Raw genomic sequence first — 20,089 nt, 5'->3', positions numbered from 1 at the left:
CCCCGGGAGTCGAGAGTGCGGATGCGAAACATGGCGGAACCACGCGGATGACCGAAGCGGCCGGGAGCGTCTCCGACACCATCGCACGACGCGGGTTGATCCTGATCCTGTCCTCGCCCTCGGGGGCGGGCAAGACCACGCTGACGCGGGCGATCGCGCAGGACCCCGCCTGGGCGCTCGACCTGTCGATCTCGGTGACCACGCGGGCCCGCCGGCCCTCCGAGATCGACGGGCGGCACTATCACTTCATCGACCGCGAGGCGTTCGAGGACCTGCGCAGCCGCGACGACCTGCTCGAATGGGCCGAGGTGCACGGCAACTACTACGGGACGCCCCGCCGGCCGGTGGAGAAGGTGCTCGGCTCGGGCCGGGATATGATCTTCGACATCGACTACCAGGGCACGCGGCAGGTGCGCGCGAAGCTCGCCCAGGACGTGGTGACGGTCTTCATCCTGCCGCCCAGCATGGCTGAGTTGCGCCAGCGCCTCGAGCGCCGCGCGGAGGATTCGGCCGAGACCATCGAGAAACGCCTGGCCAACGCCCGGACCGAGATCCAGCGCTGGAGCGAGTACGACTATGTCATCGTCAACGACGATCTGCAGGACGCCTTCCGGGCGCTCCAGGGGATCGTATCCGCCGAGCGCCTCAGGCGTGCGCGCCGCACCGGCCTGGCGCAGTTCGTCGAGGGCCTGCTGGCAGAGGACAGCGGGCGCTGAGCTTTGGAGCGCCCGCCGCCGAACCGGATGTTGGTTCGGCGGCTAGCTCATTGTTTGCGCATGATGGTTTCGGAGAGCCGGGTTTCACGTTCCGGCATCGTGATCGAGCCGGCCGCCTCGCCGGGCTGCGGCCCGCAGAGCCAGACCCGCAGCGCCGCGAAGGTCGCCACCGCGCCGGCCGTCACCGCCGTGTGATCGTCGGAGAAACGCTCCAGCCGCTCGAGGAAGATCGACCACATCGCGCCTGTCCGGGGGCCGTGTGCCCGGTAATAGCCGAGCCCGTCCCCGGAAAAACCGTGCAGGGAAGTGATGTGCCGGCCGATCACTTGGCCGCCGAGGGTCGAGCCCTCCAGCACGTAGAGCGCCCCCATGGCCGCACCCGCCCCGGGGAGCCGCACCGGACCTGGGCCCGGCAGGGCGCCGATCCCCGTTGGAGACAGGCCGAGATGGCCGAGGTCGGCCGCCAGGAGAGCGAGGCGGCGGCGGGGGCCGAGGAACGGCTCGTCGGCGAGTTCCATCCCGATCGCCGGCTCCCACGCCGCGTGGAAGCCGTGGAGCCTCGCCAGAAGGTCACGATAACCCGCCAGCGTCGCGACCCGCGCGCGCCAGTCGAGGGAATCCTCGAGCGCCCGGTGCGCCGGGCCGGTCGCCGCGCGAAGCCGCGCACGCAAGCTGTCGCGGCCGTTCGGATCGGGCGGGCTCACGCGGTGATCGTGAAGCAGGCGCCGGGATTGTTGGCGACGTCGAGGCGGGCGTTGATCTGGTCGAGCATCGCCCGGATCAGCTTCATCCCGAGGCCCGATCCCTTGCCGCGGGCCTTGGCGTCGGCCCAGTCGTCGGGGAGGCCGGAGCCGTCGTCGCAGACGCGCAGTTGCACCTCGCCGGGGCCGGAGGCCGTGACGCTGACCTCGACGCGGCCGCCCCCAGCCGGATTGGCGGCGTACTTGAAGGCGTTGGTCACGAGTTCCGTGGCGATCAGCGAGAGAGCCACCGCTTTCCGGTAGGGCACCATCAGGCCCGGCTGGGCGGAGAGATCGACGGCGTGGCCCTCCCCGGCCAGCCCAGCCAGATCGTTGCACAGGCTCTCGATGGTCTGGCCGAGATCGACCTCGTCGAAGCGCTCGGCCTGATACAAGCTGTCGTGAACGCGCGCGACGCTCATGACCCGGGCCGAGGTGTCGGCGAAGGCCTGGCGGGCGTCGCCGTCGGCGATCTGGCGGCGCTGCATCTGCAAGAAGGCCGAGACGATCTGCAGGGAGTTCTTGACCCGGTGGTCGATCTCCCGGGTGAGCAGGTCCTTCTGCTCGAGAAGGCGCTCCTTCTCGGCCAGCAGGCTGGTCAGCTCATCGATCTTGCGGCGCTGGCGCAGCACCACGCCCTCGACCGCCTCGGCCAGCGAGCCCGCGAGCTGGATCTGCCATTCGGCCCAGGGGCTCGCGAAGCCGGTGCGCTCCTCGATCCAGCGCTCGAACGAGCGGCGCGGCAGGACCGCCACGGGACCGCTGCCGGCCAGCACGGGCTTGCGCGGGTCGCCGCCCCACGTCACCGTGCTGGGCACCTCGGGTCGGAACCAGAGCAGCAGGGTCTCCCGCGATTCGTCCGCGAAGGCGGCGAGCAGGCCGCTGGCGATCTCACGGTACGCCGCCGCCTCCAGGTACTCGGCGGCGAAGCTGCTGCTGCTGTAGCTGGACTCGCCCGCCGGCAGCCGTTCCCGGAGCCAGCCGGCGATCCGGGCCACCATGTCGGGCGGCGGCGCTTGGCCGATGAGCGTGACCCGCTCACCCGCGACGATGCCGGCGCCGGTGGCATCGAACAGATCGAGCAGGGTCACGCTGCCGCCTGTCAGGGCAGCCACGAAGTCGTCCGAGCGGGTCAGCCCGCGGACCAAGCGGCCTTCGACGTCGAGATGGCCCTGCCGCTCGGCCCAGAGCCGGCGCGATTCGATCTCCTGCACCCGCATGGCGAACGCGTCGGTGAGCACGGTCGCGGCCGAGCGGGTCTCGGGGGTGACGTAGTGCGGACGCCGATGGTGGCCGATCATCAGGCCCCAGAGCCGGTTCTCGACCATGATCGAGATCGACATCGAGCCGTTCACGCCGAGGTTGCGCTGGTACTCCAGGTGGATCGGCGAGAGCGTGCGGTGTTGGGCGAAGGTCAGGTCGATCGGGCCGTTGCCGGCGCCAGGCGACGAGACCAGCCCCACGGGGATGCTGTCGCGGTCGATCACGAAGCGGCTCTTGGCCTTGGTGTAGAGGGCACGCGCCTGCGCGGGGATGTCGGAGGCGGGGAAGCGCAGACCCAACAGGCTGCGCGACCAGTTCGGTACCTTGTCCTCGGCCACCGCCTCGCCGTTCCAGTCCGCGTCGAAGCGGTAGACCAGCACCGCCTCGAAGCCGGTGAGCGCCCGGATCTCCAGGGCGGCGATCCGGGCGGCATCGGCCAAGGTCTCGGCCACGCGCAGACGCCCGACGCCGAGCTCAACGTCGATCTGGCGGGCGGTCGGGAAATCGTCGGCCGAGTCCGGCTCCAGCTCCAGCTCGACGATCACGCGGCCGGCATGGGCGTGCGCCACCGCGTCATAGGACGCGCCGCGGCCCGTCAGGTCGAGCCGGCGGCGCACCGAGCGTCCGTCGTCCAGAGTCCCGTTCGCCAGCCGCGTCCGGATCGCGTCAACAAAGTCCTTCGGCAGAACGTCCGCGAGTGGTCGCCCCGCCAGAGGCGGCTCCAAGGGGTCGACGAGCTCGGTGACATTGGCCGAGTAGGCCAGCACCAGCAAGGTACCGGCGTCGGCCGCGATCATCACGGCATTGGGCTGGATCGAGCCCGGGATGTGGATCGGCTCGCGCTCGCAGAGGCTGGCATCCACCGGCTCGGCACGGACGCGCCGCCCGATCGCGGCCATCACCGCCTCGCGCGACAGGCCGGCGCCGAGGCTCTCGATCGGATCGATCGTCAACCACGTGACCGGACCGCCGTCCGCCACCGTCCCGTGCCGCATGCGCACCCGGGCTCGCAGCGGCTGCGGCAGCCGGCCGAACACGTAGTCGAAGCTCTCGTCCAGCGCGCCGCGGCGGCGGCCGGCGAGAAACCGGCCGCGGAAGCCCGGGACGTTGGTGCCCGGCATCACCTCGCGAAAATAGTCGCGCCCGAGCACCGACTCGCGCGAAAATCCGGAGAGCGCGCTCGCGCCCTCGCTGAACACCACGACGGTGCCGGCGGAGTCGAGACCGATCACGCCCTTGTCGAGGCGATCAAGCGCGTCTGGCGCGAGCACGTCGAGGTCGACGCCGCTGTCGGGGGCCTGGCTCGGCGGCATCAGGAACGAAACCGGCTCATCCGGTCCCGTATGCCGGGGGTACTGGCGAAGTGCAATGCTTCTGGTCTCGGCAAGATCAGCACGGGATCACGATCTCTCTACGCACAGTCTAAAATCGCGTCATGATGTGTGTGATTTCAGACAGAGCGGTCGCAAATCCTTCTTCAACTGTAGGATGATATATCGGTCGATCCTGCATGGCCTGCGCGCTCAGCCCATCCTCGATCGCATACGTCAACAGATGCGCGAGATGCTCGACGTCCGGCCCAAGCATTTCCCCGCCCAGCAGCCGGCCCTCCCGGTCGGCCCAGACCCGGATTCCGCCCCGGTTGCGGCATTCGACCCGGGCGCGGCCCTGGTCGGAAAAGTCCACGGTGCCGGTCAGGCGCCCGGCGGCGTCGGGATCGTAGGGAGCACCGATCACCGCAACCTGTGGGTGGGTGAACACCATCGCGAGGCTCGTCCACGGCACGGGCGCTTCGACGGCGCGACCGGCGGCCAGGGCCGCGGCGTTGGCCCCGGCGATCCTGCCCTGGCGGCTCGCCTCGTGCAGGACCGGCCGCCAAGCATCGGCGTCGCCCGCGATCAGGATCTGCGCGCCCGCGCAGACGGGGCTGCGCCGGTCAAAATCCGGCACGCCGTCCGCGCCGAGGCGCAGGCCGGCCGCCTCGATCCCGATCCCGTCCAGGTTCGGGGAACGGCCCGTGGCCGCCAACACCCGCGCGACACGCGTCACCTGCGCGCGTCCGTCCCGGTCGATCCAATCCAGGCGCACGCCCTGGCCGTCCGGCGCGGCGGCCTCGAGCGTGGAACCGAGGTGCAGCTCCAGCTCGGACCCGAAGATCCCGGCCGCCTGGCGGGCGAGATCCGGCTCCGACAAGCCGGCAACCGCGTCGCCCGCGTCGAGCACCGTCACCGGGACACCGAGACGGGCCATCGCCTGGGCGATCTCGATCCCGACTGCACCGGCCCCGAGAACCGCCAGCGAATCCGGCAGATCGGGACTTTCGAACAGGGTGTCGGTGGTGAGGGTGCGGCCGCCGATCCCGCGCAGGGCTTTCGGGATGGTCGGGCTTGAGCCGGTGGCGATCACGGCGGCGCGGAATGCGACGCGGGTGTGCTCCCCGACCGTGAGGTTTCGGCCGTCGTGGAAGCGTGCGCTGCCTTCGAGGCGCTCATAGCCGGGAAGCGCGTCGATTCCCGCCAACACGGCGTCGACGAAGCGGTCCCGTTCGGCCCGGAGGCGTCCGAGTACGGCAGGTCCGTCGACCGCGACGCCGGACACCCGGATTCCGAACAGGTCGCTGTTGCGCGCCTCGTGGGCGGCGTTGGCCGCGGCGACCAGCAACTTCGAGGGCATGCAGCCCGCCCGGGCGCACGTGGTGCCGCCGGCGCCGCGCTCGATCAGCACGGAGCGCGCTCCGGCCTCGGTGGCGGCCCGATGGGCAGCTATGCCGGCGGTCCCGGCACCGATCACCGCCACATCGCAGTCGAGTTCAAGCATCGTATTCCCGGGCCGGTCGCCGGGGCCAAAGCCTCGCGGCCCAGGTTCGTTCCACCTGCGCCCACGCGCCTCAGGGAGACGCGCGGAGAACCGCGGGGTCGCCTGCACGCACCGCAACGGGGCGTGCGGCGGGTGTTCGGCTCAGGCGTTGCGGCCCGGCGCCGTACCGCCGAGATGGAAGACCCGGTGCGGCACCAGCTCGCCCCGCTCCACGTCGCCGACCGCGACGAGGATGCCCGCGCACGTGGCGAAGGCCTTGCCCTCCACGGGCGCGTCCCGGCCGCGCAGGATCACCGGCTGGCCGCGCATCAGGCGCAGGCCGAGGTCGCGCGAGACGGCGACCTCGGGAATCGCGTCGAGGGCGGTCTCCACCGGCCGCAGATGAGCGAGCGCGGCCTCCGGGCTGCCGTCGGTGAGGGTGGCCACCGCGCAGGCCTCGGCCTCCGAGAAGGGGCCGACGCGGGTGCGGCGCAGGGCGGCGACGTGGCCGTAGCAGCCGAGCATGCGGCCGAGATCGCGCGCGAGCGCCCGCACATAGGTGCCCTTGCCACACTCGGCCTCGATCACAGTGCGCTCGCCGTCATGCTCGACCACGGCGAGCCGGTCGATCTGCACCGGCCGGGCCACCAGCTCCACGACCTCGCCTTCACGGGCGAGATCGTAGGCGCGCTCGCCCTGGATCTTGATCGCGGAATAGCGCGGCGGCACCTGTTCGATCGCCCCCACGAAAGCTGGCAGCGCCGCCTCCACCGCGGCGCGGTCCGGCCGCGTGTCGCTGGTCGCCACGGCCCGGCCCTCGGCGTCGTCGGTGTCGGTCTCGACGCCCCACTGCACGGTGAACCGGTAGGCTTTGCGCCCGTCCATGACGAACGGGACGGTCTTGGTCGCCTCGCCCAGGGCGATCGGCAGGATGCCGGAGGCCAGCGGATCGAGGGTGCCGGCATGGCCGGCCTTCTTGGCGTTGAAGGCGCGCTTCACCACGGCGACCGCGTGGGTCGAGGTCATGCCGACATGCTTGTCGAGGATCACCCAGCCCGACACGTCCCGCCGCTTGGGACGGTCGGGACGCGGGCCGCGCTGCGGGCGGCGACCCTCCGGCGCCCGACGCTCGGCGCCCGGCGCGGAGGCCGGACGCTCGGCCTGCGGATAGTCTTCCATGGAAACCGTCATGTCCTCGTGTCCCCCGGGGTCGATGCCCCGTCCCCTTCCGCCTGGGATCGGGATTCAATGCCCCGTCCCGGTCTCCGGTTCGTCGCCGCCCCGGGCGTCGTCATCCCGATCCTGGCCGAGATCGCGCTGCACGCGCTCGTCCCGAAGCAGCCTGTCGATGCGCGCCGCCTCGTCGAAGGTCTCGTCGCGGCGGAAACGCAGCTCCGGCGCGAATTTCAGGTTCACGCGGCGTGCAACCTCCTGGCGCAGCACCTTGCGGTGGCGCTCCAGGGCGGCGATCACCGGCGCCTCGTCCATGCCGCCGAGGGGCATCACATACGCGGTGGCGAGCTTCAGGTCCGGCGACATCCGGACCTCCGGCACGGTCACGACATGCGTGCCGAGCACCGGATCCTGGATGTCGCCGCGCTGAAGCACCTCCGCGAGGGCGTGGCGCACGAGTTCGGCCACGCGCTGCTGGCGCTGCGAGGGGCCGGTGGAGGTCGGTTTCTGGGCCATTCTGTCTCGGGCCGGCGCCGCAGGGCGGCGGGCTCACGTTCAAAAAAGAAAAGACGGCCGCGGCGGATGCCGCGACCGCCCTGTCCGGACGGGTCCGGGATCTCAGAGCGTGCGGCGGATCTCTTCGACCCGGTAGCACTCGATCACGTCGCCCGCGCGCATGTTCTCGAAGTTCTCGAAGGCCATGCCGCACTCCTGGCCGGAGGTGACTTCCTTCGCGTCGTCCTTGAACCGCTTGAGGGTCTTCAGCTTGCCCTCGTGGATCACGACGCTGTCGCGGATCAAGCGGACATGGGCGCCCCGCTCCACGATACCGTCGGTGACGCGGCAACCCGCGACCTTGCCGACCTTCGAGACCTCGAAGACCTCCTGGATCGAAGCCTCGCCGAGGCGCTCCTCGCGCAGGGTCGGCGGCAGCATCCCCGACAGCGTGGCTTTGATGTCGTCCACGAGGTCGTAGATGATGTTGTAGTAGCGGATCTCGATGCCCGCCCGCTCGGCGGCCTCGCGGGCCTCCTTGTGGGCGCGGACGTTGAATCCGATCACCACCGCCTTCGAGGCCTGCGCCAGGGTGATGTCCGATTCGGTGATGCCGCCGACACCCGACAGGAGGATGCGGGCCGCGACCTCGTCGTTGCCGAGCTTCTCCAGCGCGCCCGAGATCGCCTCGACCGAGCCCTGCACGTCGCCCTTGATGACGACCGGCAGCTCCTTGCGGCCGGCGCCCTCCTTGAGGTCGCGCATCATGTCGACCAGCGAGCGGTTGGCACCGCCGGTCCGAGCGTTCTGACGCTCGCGCTTCTGGCGGGCGCGATACTCGGTGACCTCGCGGGCGCGAGCCTCGTTCGGCACCACGATCACGCGGTCGCCGGCATCAGGCGTGCCGTTGAAGCCGAGCACCTCCACCGGCACCGAGGGGCCGGCGTACTGCACGTTCTCGCCAAGATCGTCGATCAGGGCGCGCACCCGGCCCCACTCGGCGCCGGCCACGACGATGTCGCCGGTGAACAGGGTGCCGCGCTGGACCAGAACGGTCGCCACCGGGCCGCGGCCGCGGTCAAGCTGGGCCTCGATGACCGTACCCTCGCCGTCGCGCTTTTCGTTGGCGCGCAGGTTCATGATCTCGGCCTGGATCTGGATGCCCTCCAGCAGCTCCGGAAGGCCGTCGCCGGTCTTGGCCGAAACCTCGAACTCCAGGGTCTCGCCGCCCATCGACTCCACCTGGATGTCGTGCTGCAGCAGCTCGGTGCGGACCCGCTGCGGGTTCGCGTCCGGCTTGTCGATCTTGTTGACCGCGATGATCATCGGGACACCGGCCGCCTTGGCGTGCTGGATCGCCTCGATGGTCTGGGGCATGACGCCGTCATCGGCCGCCACCACGATCACCACGATGTCGGTGACCTTGGCGCCGCGGGCGCGCATCGACGTGAACGCCGCGTGGCCCGGGGTGTCGATGAAGGTAATCATGTCGCCGGACGGGGACGCGACCTGATAGGCGCCGATGTGCTGGGTGATGCCGCCGGCCTCGCCCTCCACCACGTTCGCCTTGCGGATCGCGTCGAGCAGCGAGGTCTTGCCGTGATCGACGTGGCCCATGATGGTGACCACCGGCGGACGCGGATCGAGATCCTCCTCCAGATCCGGCTCGTCGGACGACAGACCCTCTTCCACGTCGGACTCGGCGACGCGCCGGACCGTGTGGCCGAGCTCCTCGGCGATGAGCTGGGCCGTGTCCGAATCGATCACATCGGTGATCTTGTGGATCTGGCCCTGCTTCATCAGCAGGCGGATCACGTCCACGGCCCGCTCCGACATGCGGTTGGCGAGTTCCTGGATGGTGATCGTCTCGGGGATCGTCACCTCGCGGGACAATTTCTCTTTCTGCTCGACCTGGCCGCGGCCGCTCATGCGCTGCTGGCGCCGACGGAACGAGGCAACCGAACGCGTGCGCTCGTCCTCGCCCGACGTGGCCGTGGCGATGGTCAGGCGGCCGCGGTTGCGATCCCCGCCCGGCGACTTCGGCGTCTTGGGCGGGGCGATGATCTTGAGCGGCATGCCGGGCCGCCGGATCACACGCTTGGTCTCGGACTCATCCTCGTTGGTCTGGGCGCCGCGGCCAGCGGCGGGACGCGCCGCCGCGGTGGCACCGGCGGGACGCGCCGCGGTCGCGGGCGTCGCGCTCTTCTCGGGCTCCGGCGCCGGGGCGGGGCGCGCCATGAAGTTGAGGTCGCGGGGCTTGCGCGTGTCCGCGGTGATCGTCTTGCGGGGCTCGCCCGTCGCGGGCCGGGGCGTCAGCGGCGGACGAGCCGCAGGGGCAGCCGGAGCCGCCGAGGCCGAACGCGCTGCGGCAGCCGGACGGGCGCCCTCGGGCTGCCGGGCCGGCGCCGGACGGCCCGCGACCGGGGCCGCCGCCGGGCGGGCGGGCGCGGCGGGGGCCGCAGGGGCAGACGCGGCGGGCACAGGCGCCGCGGGAGCGGCAGCCGGAGTCTCGGATGTCGCGGCGGCTGCGGCTGCGTTGGCAGCAGCGGCGGCCTTGGCGGCCTCCTCGGCCGCACGCGCCGCCTCGGCGGCGGCGGCCTTGCGGGCCTCCTCCTCGCGGCGGCGGGCCTCGGCGGCCTCGCGCTCGCGGCGGGCTTCAGCCTCGGCTTCCTGGCGGCGCGCCTCGGCTTCCGCCTCGGCGTTGCGACGTGCCTCGGCCTCGCGGCGCTGCGCGTCGGCGAGGGCGGCGGCGCGGGCAGCGCTCTCCTGCTCGCTCAGCGTGCGCAGCACGACGCCAGAGGCGGACCGCTGGGCCGGGCGCGGCGGCGCCGCGGGTGCGGTCGGCGCCGGGCGGGGCGCAGGCGCAGGCTCGCGGGCAGGTGCGGCCGGCGCCGCGCCGATGACGCGGCGCTTGACCGTCTCGACCACGACCTGCTTGGAGCGGCCATGGGAGAAGCTCTGACGCACGGTGCCCGCCTCGATCGGCCGCTTGAGGGACAGCGGCTTCGGGGAAGTCCTGTTCAGAGTCTTGTCGCCCGGGTTGTTCGTGTCGCTCATTCAGCCTGAACCCTGAGGGTTTCCATCGTCCCGTGAACCGGCGCCCGGTGGCGCCAGCCAAATTCGTCCTGGTGCGTCGTCAACGTGAGGCTTCGTCGATCCGGCCGATTCGGGCTAGATCGGGCTCCTCGGTCGCCGCGGCGGCGCCCTCGAAGGAGCGTAGCCGACGCCAACGCGACAGGCAGCCGGCAGCTCCGGCTCCTGCGACGAGCGCAGCGTGTATCACATGATCCCGACCTAAAGCCATGTCCAATTCGTCCTCGGACAGGTCATCGACGATCGGGATCCTCGACATGGCCTCACCGTGACGCCGGTGCAAGGCCGCGGCGATCTTGCGGCGACCATCCGGACTCGCCTCGGCAGCGTGGATCACCGCCACAGCGCCGGGCTGACCACCGATCGCCGCCTCGACCTTCGAGAAACCTGCGACGACGCATCCCGCCTTGTTGGCCATGGCGATGGCCTGACGCAGGTCCGCGCGCAGGGCCGCGGCGATCCGGTCGGGGAGGTCGGGACCGGCCTGGGCCGGCCCCTTGAACGCCCGCTGGAACAGGTTCTTGCGCACCGCGGCGGCGACCGCGTCCCGCCGGGCGCTGACCCAGGCGCCGCGTCCGGGCAGCTTGGCGCGCAGGTCGGGAACCACTACCCCGTCGGGGCCGCGGACGAACCGGATCATCGTGTCCGGCGACTGGACGACCCGCGTGGCGATGCAGGTGCGTTCGGGCACGCGACGGCCGGGGCCGGCATCGAGCCCCCCGGCATCCAGCCCGTCCTCGGGCAGGGTCGCTTCGACCTCGGCCATTGCGCGCCCGTCGCGGCCCCCGCTCAGGCCTCGGCCGGGGCGGAGGCCGTTCCGGCGGTCTCTTCACCCTCGGCAGCCTCTTCGCCCTCCGCCGCCTCCGGCTCGGGCAGGGCCTCGATCCAGCCGGCCTTGAGTCGGGCGGCCATGATCAGGCCCTCGGCCTCGGTGCGCGACAGGTCGAAGCCGTCCAGATATCCGGCATGGCGCACGGCATCGGGGCCGCGCCCCTCGGTATAGCCGACGAGGTCGTCGGTGGCGCAGCCCGCCAGATCCTCGACCGTCTTCACGTCGTTCTCGCCGAGCGCGACCATCATGGGCGTGGTGATGCCCTCGATCTCGCGCAGCTCGTCGGCGACGCCGAGTTCCGTGCGGCGGGCATCGTGCTCCTGCTCGATCCGGGCGAGGTGATCCTGCGCGCGGGCCTGGATCTCGGCGCCGGTCTCCTCGTCGAGCCCCTGGATGCCGGACAGCTCCTGGATGTCGACGTAGGCGATCTCCTCGACGTTGCGGAAACCCTCGGCCGCCAGCAGCTGCCCGACGGTCTCGTCGACGTCGAGCGCCTCCATGAACACCTGGGTCCGCTCGGCAAACTCCTTCTGGCGCCGCTCGGATTCCTCGGCCTCGGTCAGGATGTCGATGTCCCAGCCGGTGAGCTGCGAGGCGAGCCGCACGTTCTGGCCGCGGCGGCCGATGGCCAGCGACAGCTGGTCGTCGGGCACCACCACCTCGATACGGTCGGCCTCCTCGTCGAGCACGACCTTCACGACCTCGGCTGGCTGGAGCGCGTTGACGATGAACGTCGCCTCGTCTTCCGACCACGGGATGATGTCGATCTTCTCGCCCTGCAGCTCGCCGACCACCGCCTGCACCCGCGAGCCGCGCATGCCGACGCAGGCGCCGACCGGGTCGATACTGCCGTCGCGGGAGATCACCGCGATCTTGGCGCGCGAGCCCGGATCGCGGGCCACCGCCTTCACTTCGACGATGCCGTCGTAGATCTCGGGCACTTCCTGGCCGAACAGCTTGGCCATGAACTGCGGGTGCGAGCGCGACAGGAAGATCTGCGGCCCGCGCACTTCCGAGCGCACGTCGAACAGGTAGGAGCGGATGCGGTCGCCCGGGCGGAAGGTCTCGCGCGGAATCATCTCGTCCCGGCGGACGATGCCCTCGCCGCGGCCCAGGTCGACGATGACGTTGCCGTACTCGACCCGCTTCACGATGCCGTTGAGGATCTCGCCGATGCGGTCCTTGTACTCGTCGAACTGGCGGGCGCGCTCGGCGTCGCGCACCTTCTGGACGATCACCTGCTTGGCCGACTGCGCGGCCACGCGGCCGAAATCGAACGGCGGCAGGGTGTCGGAGATCACGTCGCCGACCAACGCGCCCGGGTTGTAGCGGCGGGCCTGATCCAGGGTGATCTCGCGGGCGTCGTTCTCCACCTGATCGACCACCAGCAGGTGGCGCGAGAGGCGCAGCGCCCCGGTCTTGTTGTCGATCTCGGCGTGCACGTCCGTCTCCGCGCCGTAGCGGGAGCGGGCCGCCTTGGCGATCGCCTCCTCCATCGCGTCGATCACGATGGAGCGGTCGATCACCTTCTCGCGGGCGACCGCGTCGGCGATCTGGAGGAGTTCGAGCCTGTTGGCGCTGACGACGGCCATCGGTTTCGGTCCTTCTCTTCCGTCAAATCTTCGTGCCGGGCGCCCTGCGGCGGCCAAGCCCAAATCTCAATTCAATGCAGGTCGTCGCGGCCCTTGAGCCGGGATGCCTTGGACACGACCGGCTTCCTGGGACCGGTGCGCGGCGGCTTCTTATCTTTTGCGGCCTTCGGGTCGGCCTTGGCAGCCTTGCCCTTCGGACCCTGCGGCCGGGGCGCGGGCCGGGCGGGTGCCGCCTGAGCGTCGTCCTCGTCCTCGATCTCTTCGTCCATCTCGGCGTCGTCGGCCGGCGGACCGCCCCGGCGGAGCGACTCGCGGATCAGCTCGTCGGTAAGGACGAGGTGGGCCTCGGCGAGATCCCGCAGCGGCAGGTCGATGCGGCTCGGCAGCCCTTCCTTCACGTCGGGCAGGTCGATCGGGACCGTCATCCCCACCGGGTCCGGCGCGCCGAGGATGCCGCGGAAGCGCTTGCGCCCATCCAGCGGCGGGCTCAGCTCGACCTTGGCCTCGTAGCCCGCCCAGCGGGCGAAGTCCGAGACCCGCACGAGCGGCCGGTCGATCCCCGGGGAGGAGATCTCCAGGTTGTAGGCGGTGCCCACGGGATCGTCCACGTCGAGCACCGGGGAGATCGCCCGGCTCACCGCCTCGCAATCGTCGATCGAGAACGTGCCGTCCGGCCGTTCCGCCATGATCTGCACGGTGCAGCCGTTGGCGTTGGTCACCTTCACGCGGACCAGCCGGAAGCCGAGGCCCTGGACCGGCCCCTCGATCACCTGCACCACGCGCGCGGCGATTCCGGCCTCTCGGACGAGGCGCTTCTCGGACAGATCCGCTTCGATCTCGGACGACATGGATGTGGGCGCGCAACCTTCGCGGCGTTCTGCGTGGCCCGTCCGCGGCGTGCGGCCTTCGCGGCAAGAGATCTGTGCGGCGAAAAAAAAGAGCGGACCCGGTGGGGCCCACTCCCGAACCGCAGCCTCTCGACTGCCATCAGAACTGTTGACCGTCAGATAACCGCAGATCGTGGAAAGTTCAAGGCCGATCGGCCGGTTCGCCGCGCGGGATACGCCCCTCCAGCGGATAGGCCGGATCGTTGTAGCCGGGCGTGGTCGGGTGCCCGGCCGCCACGAACCCGTCCACGAGCGCCTCGTCCTCCGGGGTGAAGGCGTAGTCGAGGGCGCCGAGATATTCCTGCCACTGCGCTTCCGTGCGCGGCCCGGCGATCACGCCCGTGACGAGGCGGTTGTTCAGCACCCAGGCGGTGGCGAACTGCCCCGCCGTGATGCCGCGGGCCTCCGCGTGCTCCTTCAAGGTGCGGGCGATCCGCAGGGATTCCGGGCGCCACTCGGTCTGCATCATCCGGGTGTCCTGGCGGCCGGCGCGGGACTCGGCCGGCGGCGGGGCGTCCGGGTCATACTTGCCGGTCAGCACGCCGCGGGCGAGCGGCGAGTACGGGACGACGCCGAGCCCGTAATGGGCGCAGGCCGGCAGGTGCTCGGTCTCGGGCATGCGGTTGAAGGCGTTGTAGTAGGGCTGGCTCACCACCGGCCGGTCGATCCCGGCCTCGTCGCAGAGCCGGCAGATCTCGGCGACCCGCCAGGACCGATGGTTGGAGACGCCGAAATGGCGGATCTTGCCCGCGCGCACGAGGTCGGCCATCGCCCGCACCGTCTCCGAGAGCGGCGTGTCGTGGTCCTCCTTGTGGAGGTAGTAGATGTCGATGAATTCGGTGCCGAGCCGCCGCAGGCTGTCCTCGGCGGCCTTCATGACGTGGACCCGCGACAGGCCGCAATCGTTGACGCCCTTGCCGGTGGGGTTGGCGACCTTGGTGGCGAGGATCCAGGCATCGCGGTCGGCCTTGATCGCCCGGCCGGTGATCTCCTCCGAGCGCCCCTCGGTGTAGACGTTGGCCGTGTCGATGAAGTTGATGCCCGCCTCCCGGGCGCTGCCGACGATGCGGCCGGCGGTCGTCTCGTCGGTGGGGCCGCCGAACATCATCGTGCCGAGGCAGATCGGCGAGACCTTGAGGCCGGAGCGGCCGAGATTGCGGTGCTGCATGGGGATCTTCCGGTGTCCGTCCGCCCGCTATCTCAGTGCCGGGGCGGCAAGGTCAACCATCCCGGCTGTAACCCGGGCCGAGCCGCGGCGAACCGACCCGCGCGGGCACTGATGGCCCGAGGCACCCGTTTTGCCCCCACGTGCGCTCCGGCAAGCGGCGCGCCGCGTCCGATGCTGAAGGCCCAGTTCGAGAACCATGATCGCACGCCTGGCCATTCCGCTCCCCTGGCTCGACCGGGCCGGGCGCCTCTCCCGGTTGAAGCTCGCGGTGTTCCTGGCCTGCGTCGCGCCGGCCCTGTACCTCGCGGCCGCCTACCGGCTCGACGCCCTCGGCGCCAAGCCGATCACCGCGCTGATCCATGCCACTGGCGACTGGGCGGTGCGCTTCCTGCTCCTCTCCCTGGCGGTCTCGCCACTCCGCCGCATCGCCGATTGGGCGAAGGTGCTGGTGGTGCGGCGCATGCTCGGCGTCACCGTCATGGCCTATGCGGTGGCGCATCTCACCCTCTACGCGGTCGACCAGAACCTGATCCTCACCAAGGTCGCGTCCGAGATCGCCCTGCGGCTCTACCTGACGATCGGCTTCGTGGCGCTGATCGGGCTGATCGCGCTGGGGCTGACCTCCACGGACGCGGCGATCCGCACCATGGGCGCGAACTGGCACCGGCTGCACCGGCTCGCCTACACGATCGCCGTGCTGGGGTTGGTCCATTACTTCCTGCAATCGAAGATCGACGTCAGCGATCCGGTCTTCTGGACCGGGCTGTTCCTGCTGCTGATGGGCTGGCGGGCGATGCGGCGCTTCAAGCTGCCGGAACGGCCGTGGTCGCTCGCGATCCTCGCCCTCGCCGCAGGCCTCGCGACCGCCGGGCTCGAGGCGGCTTGGTATGGCCTGGCCAGCGGCGTCCCTGCGAACCTCGTGCTCGCCGCCAATTTCGACTTTTCGGGTCCGATACGGCCGGCCTGGTGGGTGCTGGCGGTTGGGTTGACTCTGCCCGTCCTAGCAGCTCTGCGCGGCGCGCGCGCGGCCGGCAAGGCGCCGGGCCAGGTAGCGGGCAGAGGATCGGCGAAGGCTGCCGGCCGGCCGCAGGCGCCACCCTCGGCCGCAGCGCCGCGCGGTGCGCTCGCCCGGGAGACCTTGTCGCCGCGGGTCTGATGCCGCAGAACCCGCGGCCGGCCCCCGCCATCGGCGGTCCCGGACCCAGCGGAGTTACCTAAGCGCCATGCGCGGCACGCTTCTCCTCCTCGCGGGCATGCTCGCCCCGGCCATCGCCCTGGCGGCCCCGCCGGCGACGGCGCCCTCGGCTCCGGCCGCCAAGCCGGCGACCAAGGCTGCCCCGCCTCCGGCCGCCGCGGCCTGCACGCCTCCCGAACCGCCGCCGGCCTCCGCGCGCCCGACCAAGCCGCCGCTCCCCGACAAGCCGGCCTGCCTCGACGCCAAGGGCGGCTGCCCGGGCTGGGAGGCCTACAGCTACAATGACGCCATCAAGGCCTACAACCTCCAGGCGCAGGCGTTCCGGCCGATCGCCGAAGCCTACATGCAGAAGCTCAACGCCTACGTGAAGGCGAGCGCGGATTACGCCCAATGCGAAGTCAACGCGATGCAGAAATAGCCGGCTGAACGGCAGCCGACGCGGCAGGACGGCGACGGTTCAGTCCGTCCGGCGCAATCTCGGGCGATGATGGCCGCGATCCCCGCGCGCCGCTCTCGAGCCGAGGCCGCTCCGTGCCCTCACCCCGTTCCATCGCGCGCGCCGGGTGCTGCGCCCTGCTCCTCGCAGCCGGCCCTGCGCTCGCCGCGGACTTCGACGGCCCCTATCCCTCTCACGGCTACGGCGGTCCGGTCGAGGACGGCGAGCCCGAACGCCGGCCTCCTCCGCCGCCTCCAGAGCCGGAATTCCGGAGGCCCCGCTTCACCGCAGCCTCCCCCGAGGCGTGCCGGGACTTCGTCCGGCGCCGGTTCGATCCGGATGGCATGCCGGTGGTGCGCCGGGTGCGGGTCTGCGATGAACCGGCCTTCGACCGGGGCCCGCCCCCGCCCCCGCCACCCGAGGAGGTCCCGCCCCGGCGGTGGGGCGGTCCCCGCTGGTAGGGCGACCGTCCCCGATCAGATCCGGGCCGGCGCCTTCTTCAGGGCGGCCGCGAAGGCCTTGAGCTGGCGGTTCAGATCCGTCAGCTCGTTGAGCGCGATAGTCTTGTGGCCGTCACGGACCGCGCGCTCGATGTCCTCGACCTGCGAGGCGACGAGGCGGCGGATGGCGGTGGCGACTTGTTCTCGAGTCATCGATGCGAGCGTCTCGTGCGAGCGTCCTGGCGGGCCTCAAGGGACGGCCGGGACGCGGCCGCCGACACGGCTCGGTGATAGGCCGGTAGGCTTAACCGTTGGTGTGCGCGGGCAGCCCCGTGCACCGGATCCGAGGCTCCGCTCCCCCTAACGGCGGCGGAGCATCTCGCCGCGCCGCATCGGCATCGCGTCGATCGTCGCGAAAAGGGCCTCGGACGGGATCGGCTCCTCTGCGGTGAGCTTGGCGCCTCCGTCCTTGCCGACCAGGACCGCGCGGAAGCCGTGTGCCGGCAGCGCGAGTCGGGCGCGCAGGGCCTGCGCCTCCACGCCGGCACCGACGGCCTCCAGGACAACGAGGTCGCGCTCGGCCATGCCGCCCGGCACGGAGCCCAGCCCGGCGCGCTGCGCCGTCAGCTCCGCATCGGCCCCGTCGGGGGCCGAGAGCACCAGCACCCGCGAGCGCCCGCGATAGGCATCGAGCGGGCCGGCCGCCGCGGCACAGGCGGCGAGGGTCGCCAGTCCCAGACCCATCAGCGTGCTCGTCGGGACCCGGACTTCCAGCGCGGCGAACGGGCCGCCCGGCCGGCGCCGGATCCAGACCGCGATCCGGGCGAGCCAGGGGGCGCGGTCCTCGTCGTCGAGCCCGTGGCCCGCATGCATCTTCGCCACGTGCTCGGGCGTGTGGGCGCTGTCGTCATCGACGGAGGTCAAGCCGAGCCGCCCGGCGACCGGCGCGCCGACGCTGCTCTTGCCCGAGCCCGACACGCCCGTCACCGCCAGGACCTGCTCCGCACAGGCGGCCGTTCCGGCATCGTCATCCGTCCGTGTGCGGGAGGTCATCCGGACCACCATGCTGTGGGGCGTGCACGAGCGTGCCGCACCCTTCATCATTAGGACCGGAATCCGGGAAGGAAAGCGCGGCGCGGAGCCCCGTGCCCCCATCGGACGCCGCGGGGAACCGCGCGCGCAGGCGGCGCGTTTTCGATGGCGAAACCAGAACATTTCAAGAACGAGGATCCCATGGCCAAGGCTGCCGCGAAGAGCGACGCGACCCAGGAGAACCCGAAGTCCGATCCCAAGGACGTCTCGAACCAGATCAAGGACCCGGATCAGTGGACCACCGGCGGCGAGCCGATGACCGGGGCGCAGGCCTCGTACCTCAAAACCCTGTCGGAGGAGGCCAAGGCGCCGGAGGCGTTCGACGCCGATCTGGACAAGGCCGAGGCCTCGAAGCGGATCGACAGCCTGCGCCACAAGGCAGGCCACGCCTGAGCCGACCGCGGAGGCGCCCGCGCGAGGGCCGGGGCCCGGCGTGGTCCCGGCCCTCCTCGTCCGGAAGGCCTCGTTTCGCCGACTCCATTAAGTCGGCGGCAATGGGGATGCGCTAGAAGGCTCTGCCGCGCAGGGGCCCGCTCAGGCGACCCGAAGCGGCGGGAGGGCGGTGTCACAGATGGCTGAGCCGAGTTTCGGCGGGGCGGGGACGGGCTCCGAACGGTCCCGTATCGTCGTTTCCGACATCGCAAGATGGGGCGCGTGTCGGGCTGCGCGGTTCGCCCGCGACGCGCGCGGCTCCACGGCGATGGAGTACGCCATGATCGGCGCCCTCATCTTCGTCGTCGCGGCCGGCAGCATCCGGTATTACGGCTCCCGGATGATCCCGATCTACAGCCAGATCAGCACCGCGGTGAGCCAAGCGAACTGACGACTCTCGCTCCAAGACAACGATTGGCGCCGTCGTATCGCCGGTCGTCCAAACATGTATCCCGATATTGCTGTGTCCCGGTGCTGCGGAAGCGGACTTTTCGGGGTTGCCCAGAAAAAGCTGTGCTTAGCGAGGATGAAATTGCCGCCTCGGCCGTCGCGGGCGGAGTGTGGCCCACCCGCTACGGACACCCCGGCCGCTATCGGCTAGGCACGGGCTCGGCAAAACCGATGAGCAACATCTGGATGCGCAAACTTCCTCTTGCCCTGCTCGCTGTGACGGCGATGTCGGGCTGCACGGTCCTGCCTGCGGCGGGTCCGACGGCGGGCGCGATCGAGGCGGGCGCGCAGGTCGCGACCGCCGACGGCGGGCTGCTGGCGCGCTACGAGATCATCGACGTCACCCCGGCCGTGGTCGAGGCCCTGCGCGGGCGCCCGCTCGACAGCCTGCTCGCCTCCTTCGGCGACCACCGCCCGTCGACCGAGCCGGTGATCGGCGTCGGCGACATGGTCTCGGTCTCGATCTGGGAGGCCGGCTCCGGCGGCCTGTTCTCCGGCCCGCTGGTGGCCGACCGCTTCTCCGCCGGCTCCAAGTCGGCGCTCATCCCCGAGCAGCCGGTCGGGCGCGACGGCGCCATCTCGGTCCCCTATGCCGGGCGCATCAAGGTCGCCGGGCGCAGGCCCCAGGACGTCCAGGGCCTGATCGAGAACGAACTCGCCGGCAAGGCCATCCAGCCCCAGGTGCTGGTCTCGGTCACCCGGCCGATCTCGCAGGCCGTCACCGTCACCGGCGAGGGCGCGGCCGGCGCACGCCTGCCGCTCTCGGGCCACGGCGACCGCATCCTCGACGTCATCGCCGCCGCCGGCGGAAACCGCTCGCCCGTCTCGGAGACCTTCGTGCGCCTGTCGCGCGGGCCGCTCACCGCCACGGTGCCGCTGACCACGGTGGTGTCCAACCCCAAGGAAAACATCTACCTGCGGCCCAACGACGTGCTCACCCTGGTGCGCGACCCGCAGACCTTCATCGCCGTCGGCGCCCTCGGCAACAGCACCGAGCTGCCGTTCCAGGCCGACGGCATCACCCTGGCCCAGGCGCTCGCCAAGGCGCGCGGCCTGTCCGACTTCCAGGCCGACCCCGCCGGAACCTTCATCTTCCGGTTCGAGCCCGCCAGCGTCGTGCGCCGCCTCAACCCCGGATCGAGGCTGCTCGGCACGCCGCTCGTGCCCGTGGTCTACCGGATCAACATGCGCGACCCCAACAGCCTGTTCACCACTCAGGCCTTCCGCATGCGAAACCGCGACCTCGTCTACGTCTCCAACGCGCCCTTCACCGAGGTCCAGAAGGTGCT

General features: G+C 71.2%; 18 protein-coding genes. 6 read left to right on the top strand and 12 right to left on the bottom strand.

From position 1 onward, the window contains the following. The first annotated feature begins 47 nt into the window (after positions 1 to 47). A complete protein-coding gene (gene gmk / locus Q8W67_RS00090; RefSeq protein ID WP_305538984.1) occupies positions 48 to 716 on the top strand; it encodes a guanylate kinase in 669 nt (222 codons plus the stop codon). A gap of 47 nt (positions 717 to 763) precedes the next feature. On the opposite strand, the gene Q8W67_RS00085 is transcribed toward gmk, so the two are convergent. The 10 genes from Q8W67_RS00085 to Q8W67_RS00040 form a co-directional block, all read right to left on the bottom strand. After that, on the bottom strand, positions 764 to 1,420 hold the full coding sequence (locus Q8W67_RS00085) for a biliverdin-producing heme oxygenase (protein ID WP_305538982.1): 657 nt from the start codon (positions 1,418 to 1,420) through the stop codon (positions 764 to 766). Next, complete coding sequence (locus tag Q8W67_RS00080; RefSeq protein ID WP_305538980.1) at positions 1,417 to 4,032, bottom strand: histidine kinase dimerization/phosphoacceptor domain -containing protein; 2,616 nt, start codon at positions 4,030 to 4,032, stop codon at positions 1,417 to 1,419. Before Q8W67_RS00080 ends, Q8W67_RS00085 begins: the two co-directional genes overlap by 4 nt. 109 nt (positions 4,033 to 4,141) lie before the next feature. Then, positions 4,142 to 5,536 (bottom strand): dihydrolipoyl dehydrogenase, encoded by a 1,395-nt coding sequence (locus tag Q8W67_RS00075; protein ID WP_305538978.1) that lies wholly within the window; start codon positions 5,534 to 5,536, stop codon positions 4,142 to 4,144. Positions 5,537 to 5,677: 141 nt separating this feature from the next. Beyond that, the gene (gene truB, locus Q8W67_RS00070) at positions 5,678 to 6,694 is read right to left on the bottom strand and encodes a tRNA pseudouridine(55) synthase TruB (RefSeq protein ID WP_370693792.1); all 1,017 of its coding nucleotides are present in this window, start codon (positions 6,692 to 6,694) and stop codon (positions 5,678 to 5,680) included. A 66-nt stretch (positions 6,695 to 6,760) separates the two neighbouring features. Then, positions 6,761 to 7,204: a 30S ribosome-binding factor RbfA gene (rbfA, locus tag Q8W67_RS00065; protein WP_305538974.1), complete on the bottom strand. Its 444-nt coding sequence runs from the start codon at positions 7,202 to 7,204 to the stop codon at positions 6,761 to 6,763. 102 nt (positions 7,205 to 7,306) lie between these two features. Further along, positions 7,307 to 10,240: a translation initiation factor IF-2 gene (gene infB, locus Q8W67_RS00060; protein WP_305538972.1), complete on the bottom strand. Its 2,934-nt coding sequence runs from the start codon at positions 10,238 to 10,240 to the stop codon at positions 7,307 to 7,309. A gap of 79 nt (positions 10,241 to 10,319) precedes the next feature. Further along, positions 10,320 to 11,042: an RNA-binding protein gene (locus Q8W67_RS00055; RefSeq protein WP_305538970.1), complete on the bottom strand. Its 723-nt coding sequence runs from the start codon at positions 11,040 to 11,042 to the stop codon at positions 10,320 to 10,322. 23 nt (positions 11,043 to 11,065) lie between these two features. Then, positions 11,066 to 12,700 carry a transcription termination factor NusA gene (gene nusA, locus Q8W67_RS00050; protein ID WP_305538968.1) on the bottom strand — a complete coding sequence of 545 codons (1,635 nt, stop codon included), beginning with the start codon at positions 12,698 to 12,700 and terminating at the stop codon, positions 11,066 to 11,068. A 71-nt stretch (positions 12,701 to 12,771) separates the two neighbouring features. Continuing rightward, positions 12,772 to 13,548, bottom strand: coding sequence for a ribosome maturation factor RimP (rimP, locus tag Q8W67_RS00045; RefSeq protein ID WP_305538966.1), 777 nt, complete (start codon positions 13,546 to 13,548; stop codon positions 12,772 to 12,774). A gap of 181 nt (positions 13,549 to 13,729) precedes the next feature. Continuing rightward, positions 13,730 to 14,755 carry an aldo/keto reductase gene (locus Q8W67_RS00040; RefSeq protein ID WP_305538964.1) on the bottom strand — a complete coding sequence of 342 codons (1,026 nt, stop codon included), beginning with the start codon at positions 14,753 to 14,755 and terminating at the stop codon, positions 13,730 to 13,732. A gap of 196 nt (positions 14,756 to 14,951) precedes the next feature. On the opposite strand from Q8W67_RS00040, the gene Q8W67_RS00035 reads away from it, so the two are divergent. From Q8W67_RS00035 to Q8W67_RS00025, 3 genes are all read left to right on the top strand, one after another. Then, on the top strand, positions 14,952 to 15,911 hold the full coding sequence (locus Q8W67_RS00035) for a sulfite oxidase heme-binding subunit YedZ (RefSeq protein WP_305538962.1): 960 nt from the start codon (positions 14,952 to 14,954) through the stop codon (positions 15,909 to 15,911). Positions 15,912 to 15,978: 67 nt separating this feature from the next. Next, the gene (locus Q8W67_RS00030) at positions 15,979 to 16,368 is read left to right on the top strand and encodes a hypothetical protein (protein WP_305538960.1); all 390 of its coding nucleotides are present in this window, start codon (positions 15,979 to 15,981) and stop codon (positions 16,366 to 16,368) included. Between the two features lie 113 nt (positions 16,369 to 16,481). Continuing rightward, positions 16,482 to 16,847 (top strand): hypothetical protein, encoded by a 366-nt coding sequence (locus tag Q8W67_RS00025; protein WP_305538958.1) that lies wholly within the window; start codon positions 16,482 to 16,484, stop codon positions 16,845 to 16,847. A 15-nt stretch (positions 16,848 to 16,862) separates the two neighbouring features. On the opposite strand, the gene Q8W67_RS00020 is transcribed toward Q8W67_RS00025, so the two are convergent. After that, a complete protein-coding gene (locus tag Q8W67_RS00020; protein WP_305538956.1) occupies positions 16,863 to 17,039 on the bottom strand; it encodes a hypothetical protein in 177 nt (58 codons plus the stop codon). Between the two features lie 147 nt (positions 17,040 to 17,186). Continuing rightward, positions 17,187 to 17,570 (bottom strand): DUF4174 domain-containing protein, encoded by a 384-nt coding sequence (locus Q8W67_RS00015; protein WP_305539626.1) that lies wholly within the window; start codon positions 17,568 to 17,570, stop codon positions 17,187 to 17,189. 489 nt (positions 17,571 to 18,059) lie between these two features. Here Q8W67_RS00015 and Q8W67_RS00010 point away from each other — a divergent pair, with 489 nt between their 5' ends. Together Q8W67_RS00010 and Q8W67_RS00005 are read left to right on the top strand one after the other, a co-directional pair. After that, entirely contained in the window at positions 18,060 to 18,311 is a 252-nt protein-coding gene (locus tag Q8W67_RS00010; protein ID WP_305538954.1) for a DUF3072 domain-containing protein, read from the top strand. 675 nt (positions 18,312 to 18,986) lie between these two features. After that, on the top strand, positions 18,987 to 20,089 hold a 1,103-nt coding region (locus Q8W67_RS00005), incomplete at its 3' end, for a polysaccharide biosynthesis/export family protein (protein WP_305539623.1).

The organism is Methylobacterium sp. NEAU K (assembly GCF_030700285.1).
In the GTDB taxonomy this organism is placed as follows: domain Bacteria; phylum Pseudomonadota; class Alphaproteobacteria; order Rhizobiales; family Beijerinckiaceae; genus Methylobacterium.
This window is presented reverse-complemented; position numbering and strand designations above follow the sequence as displayed.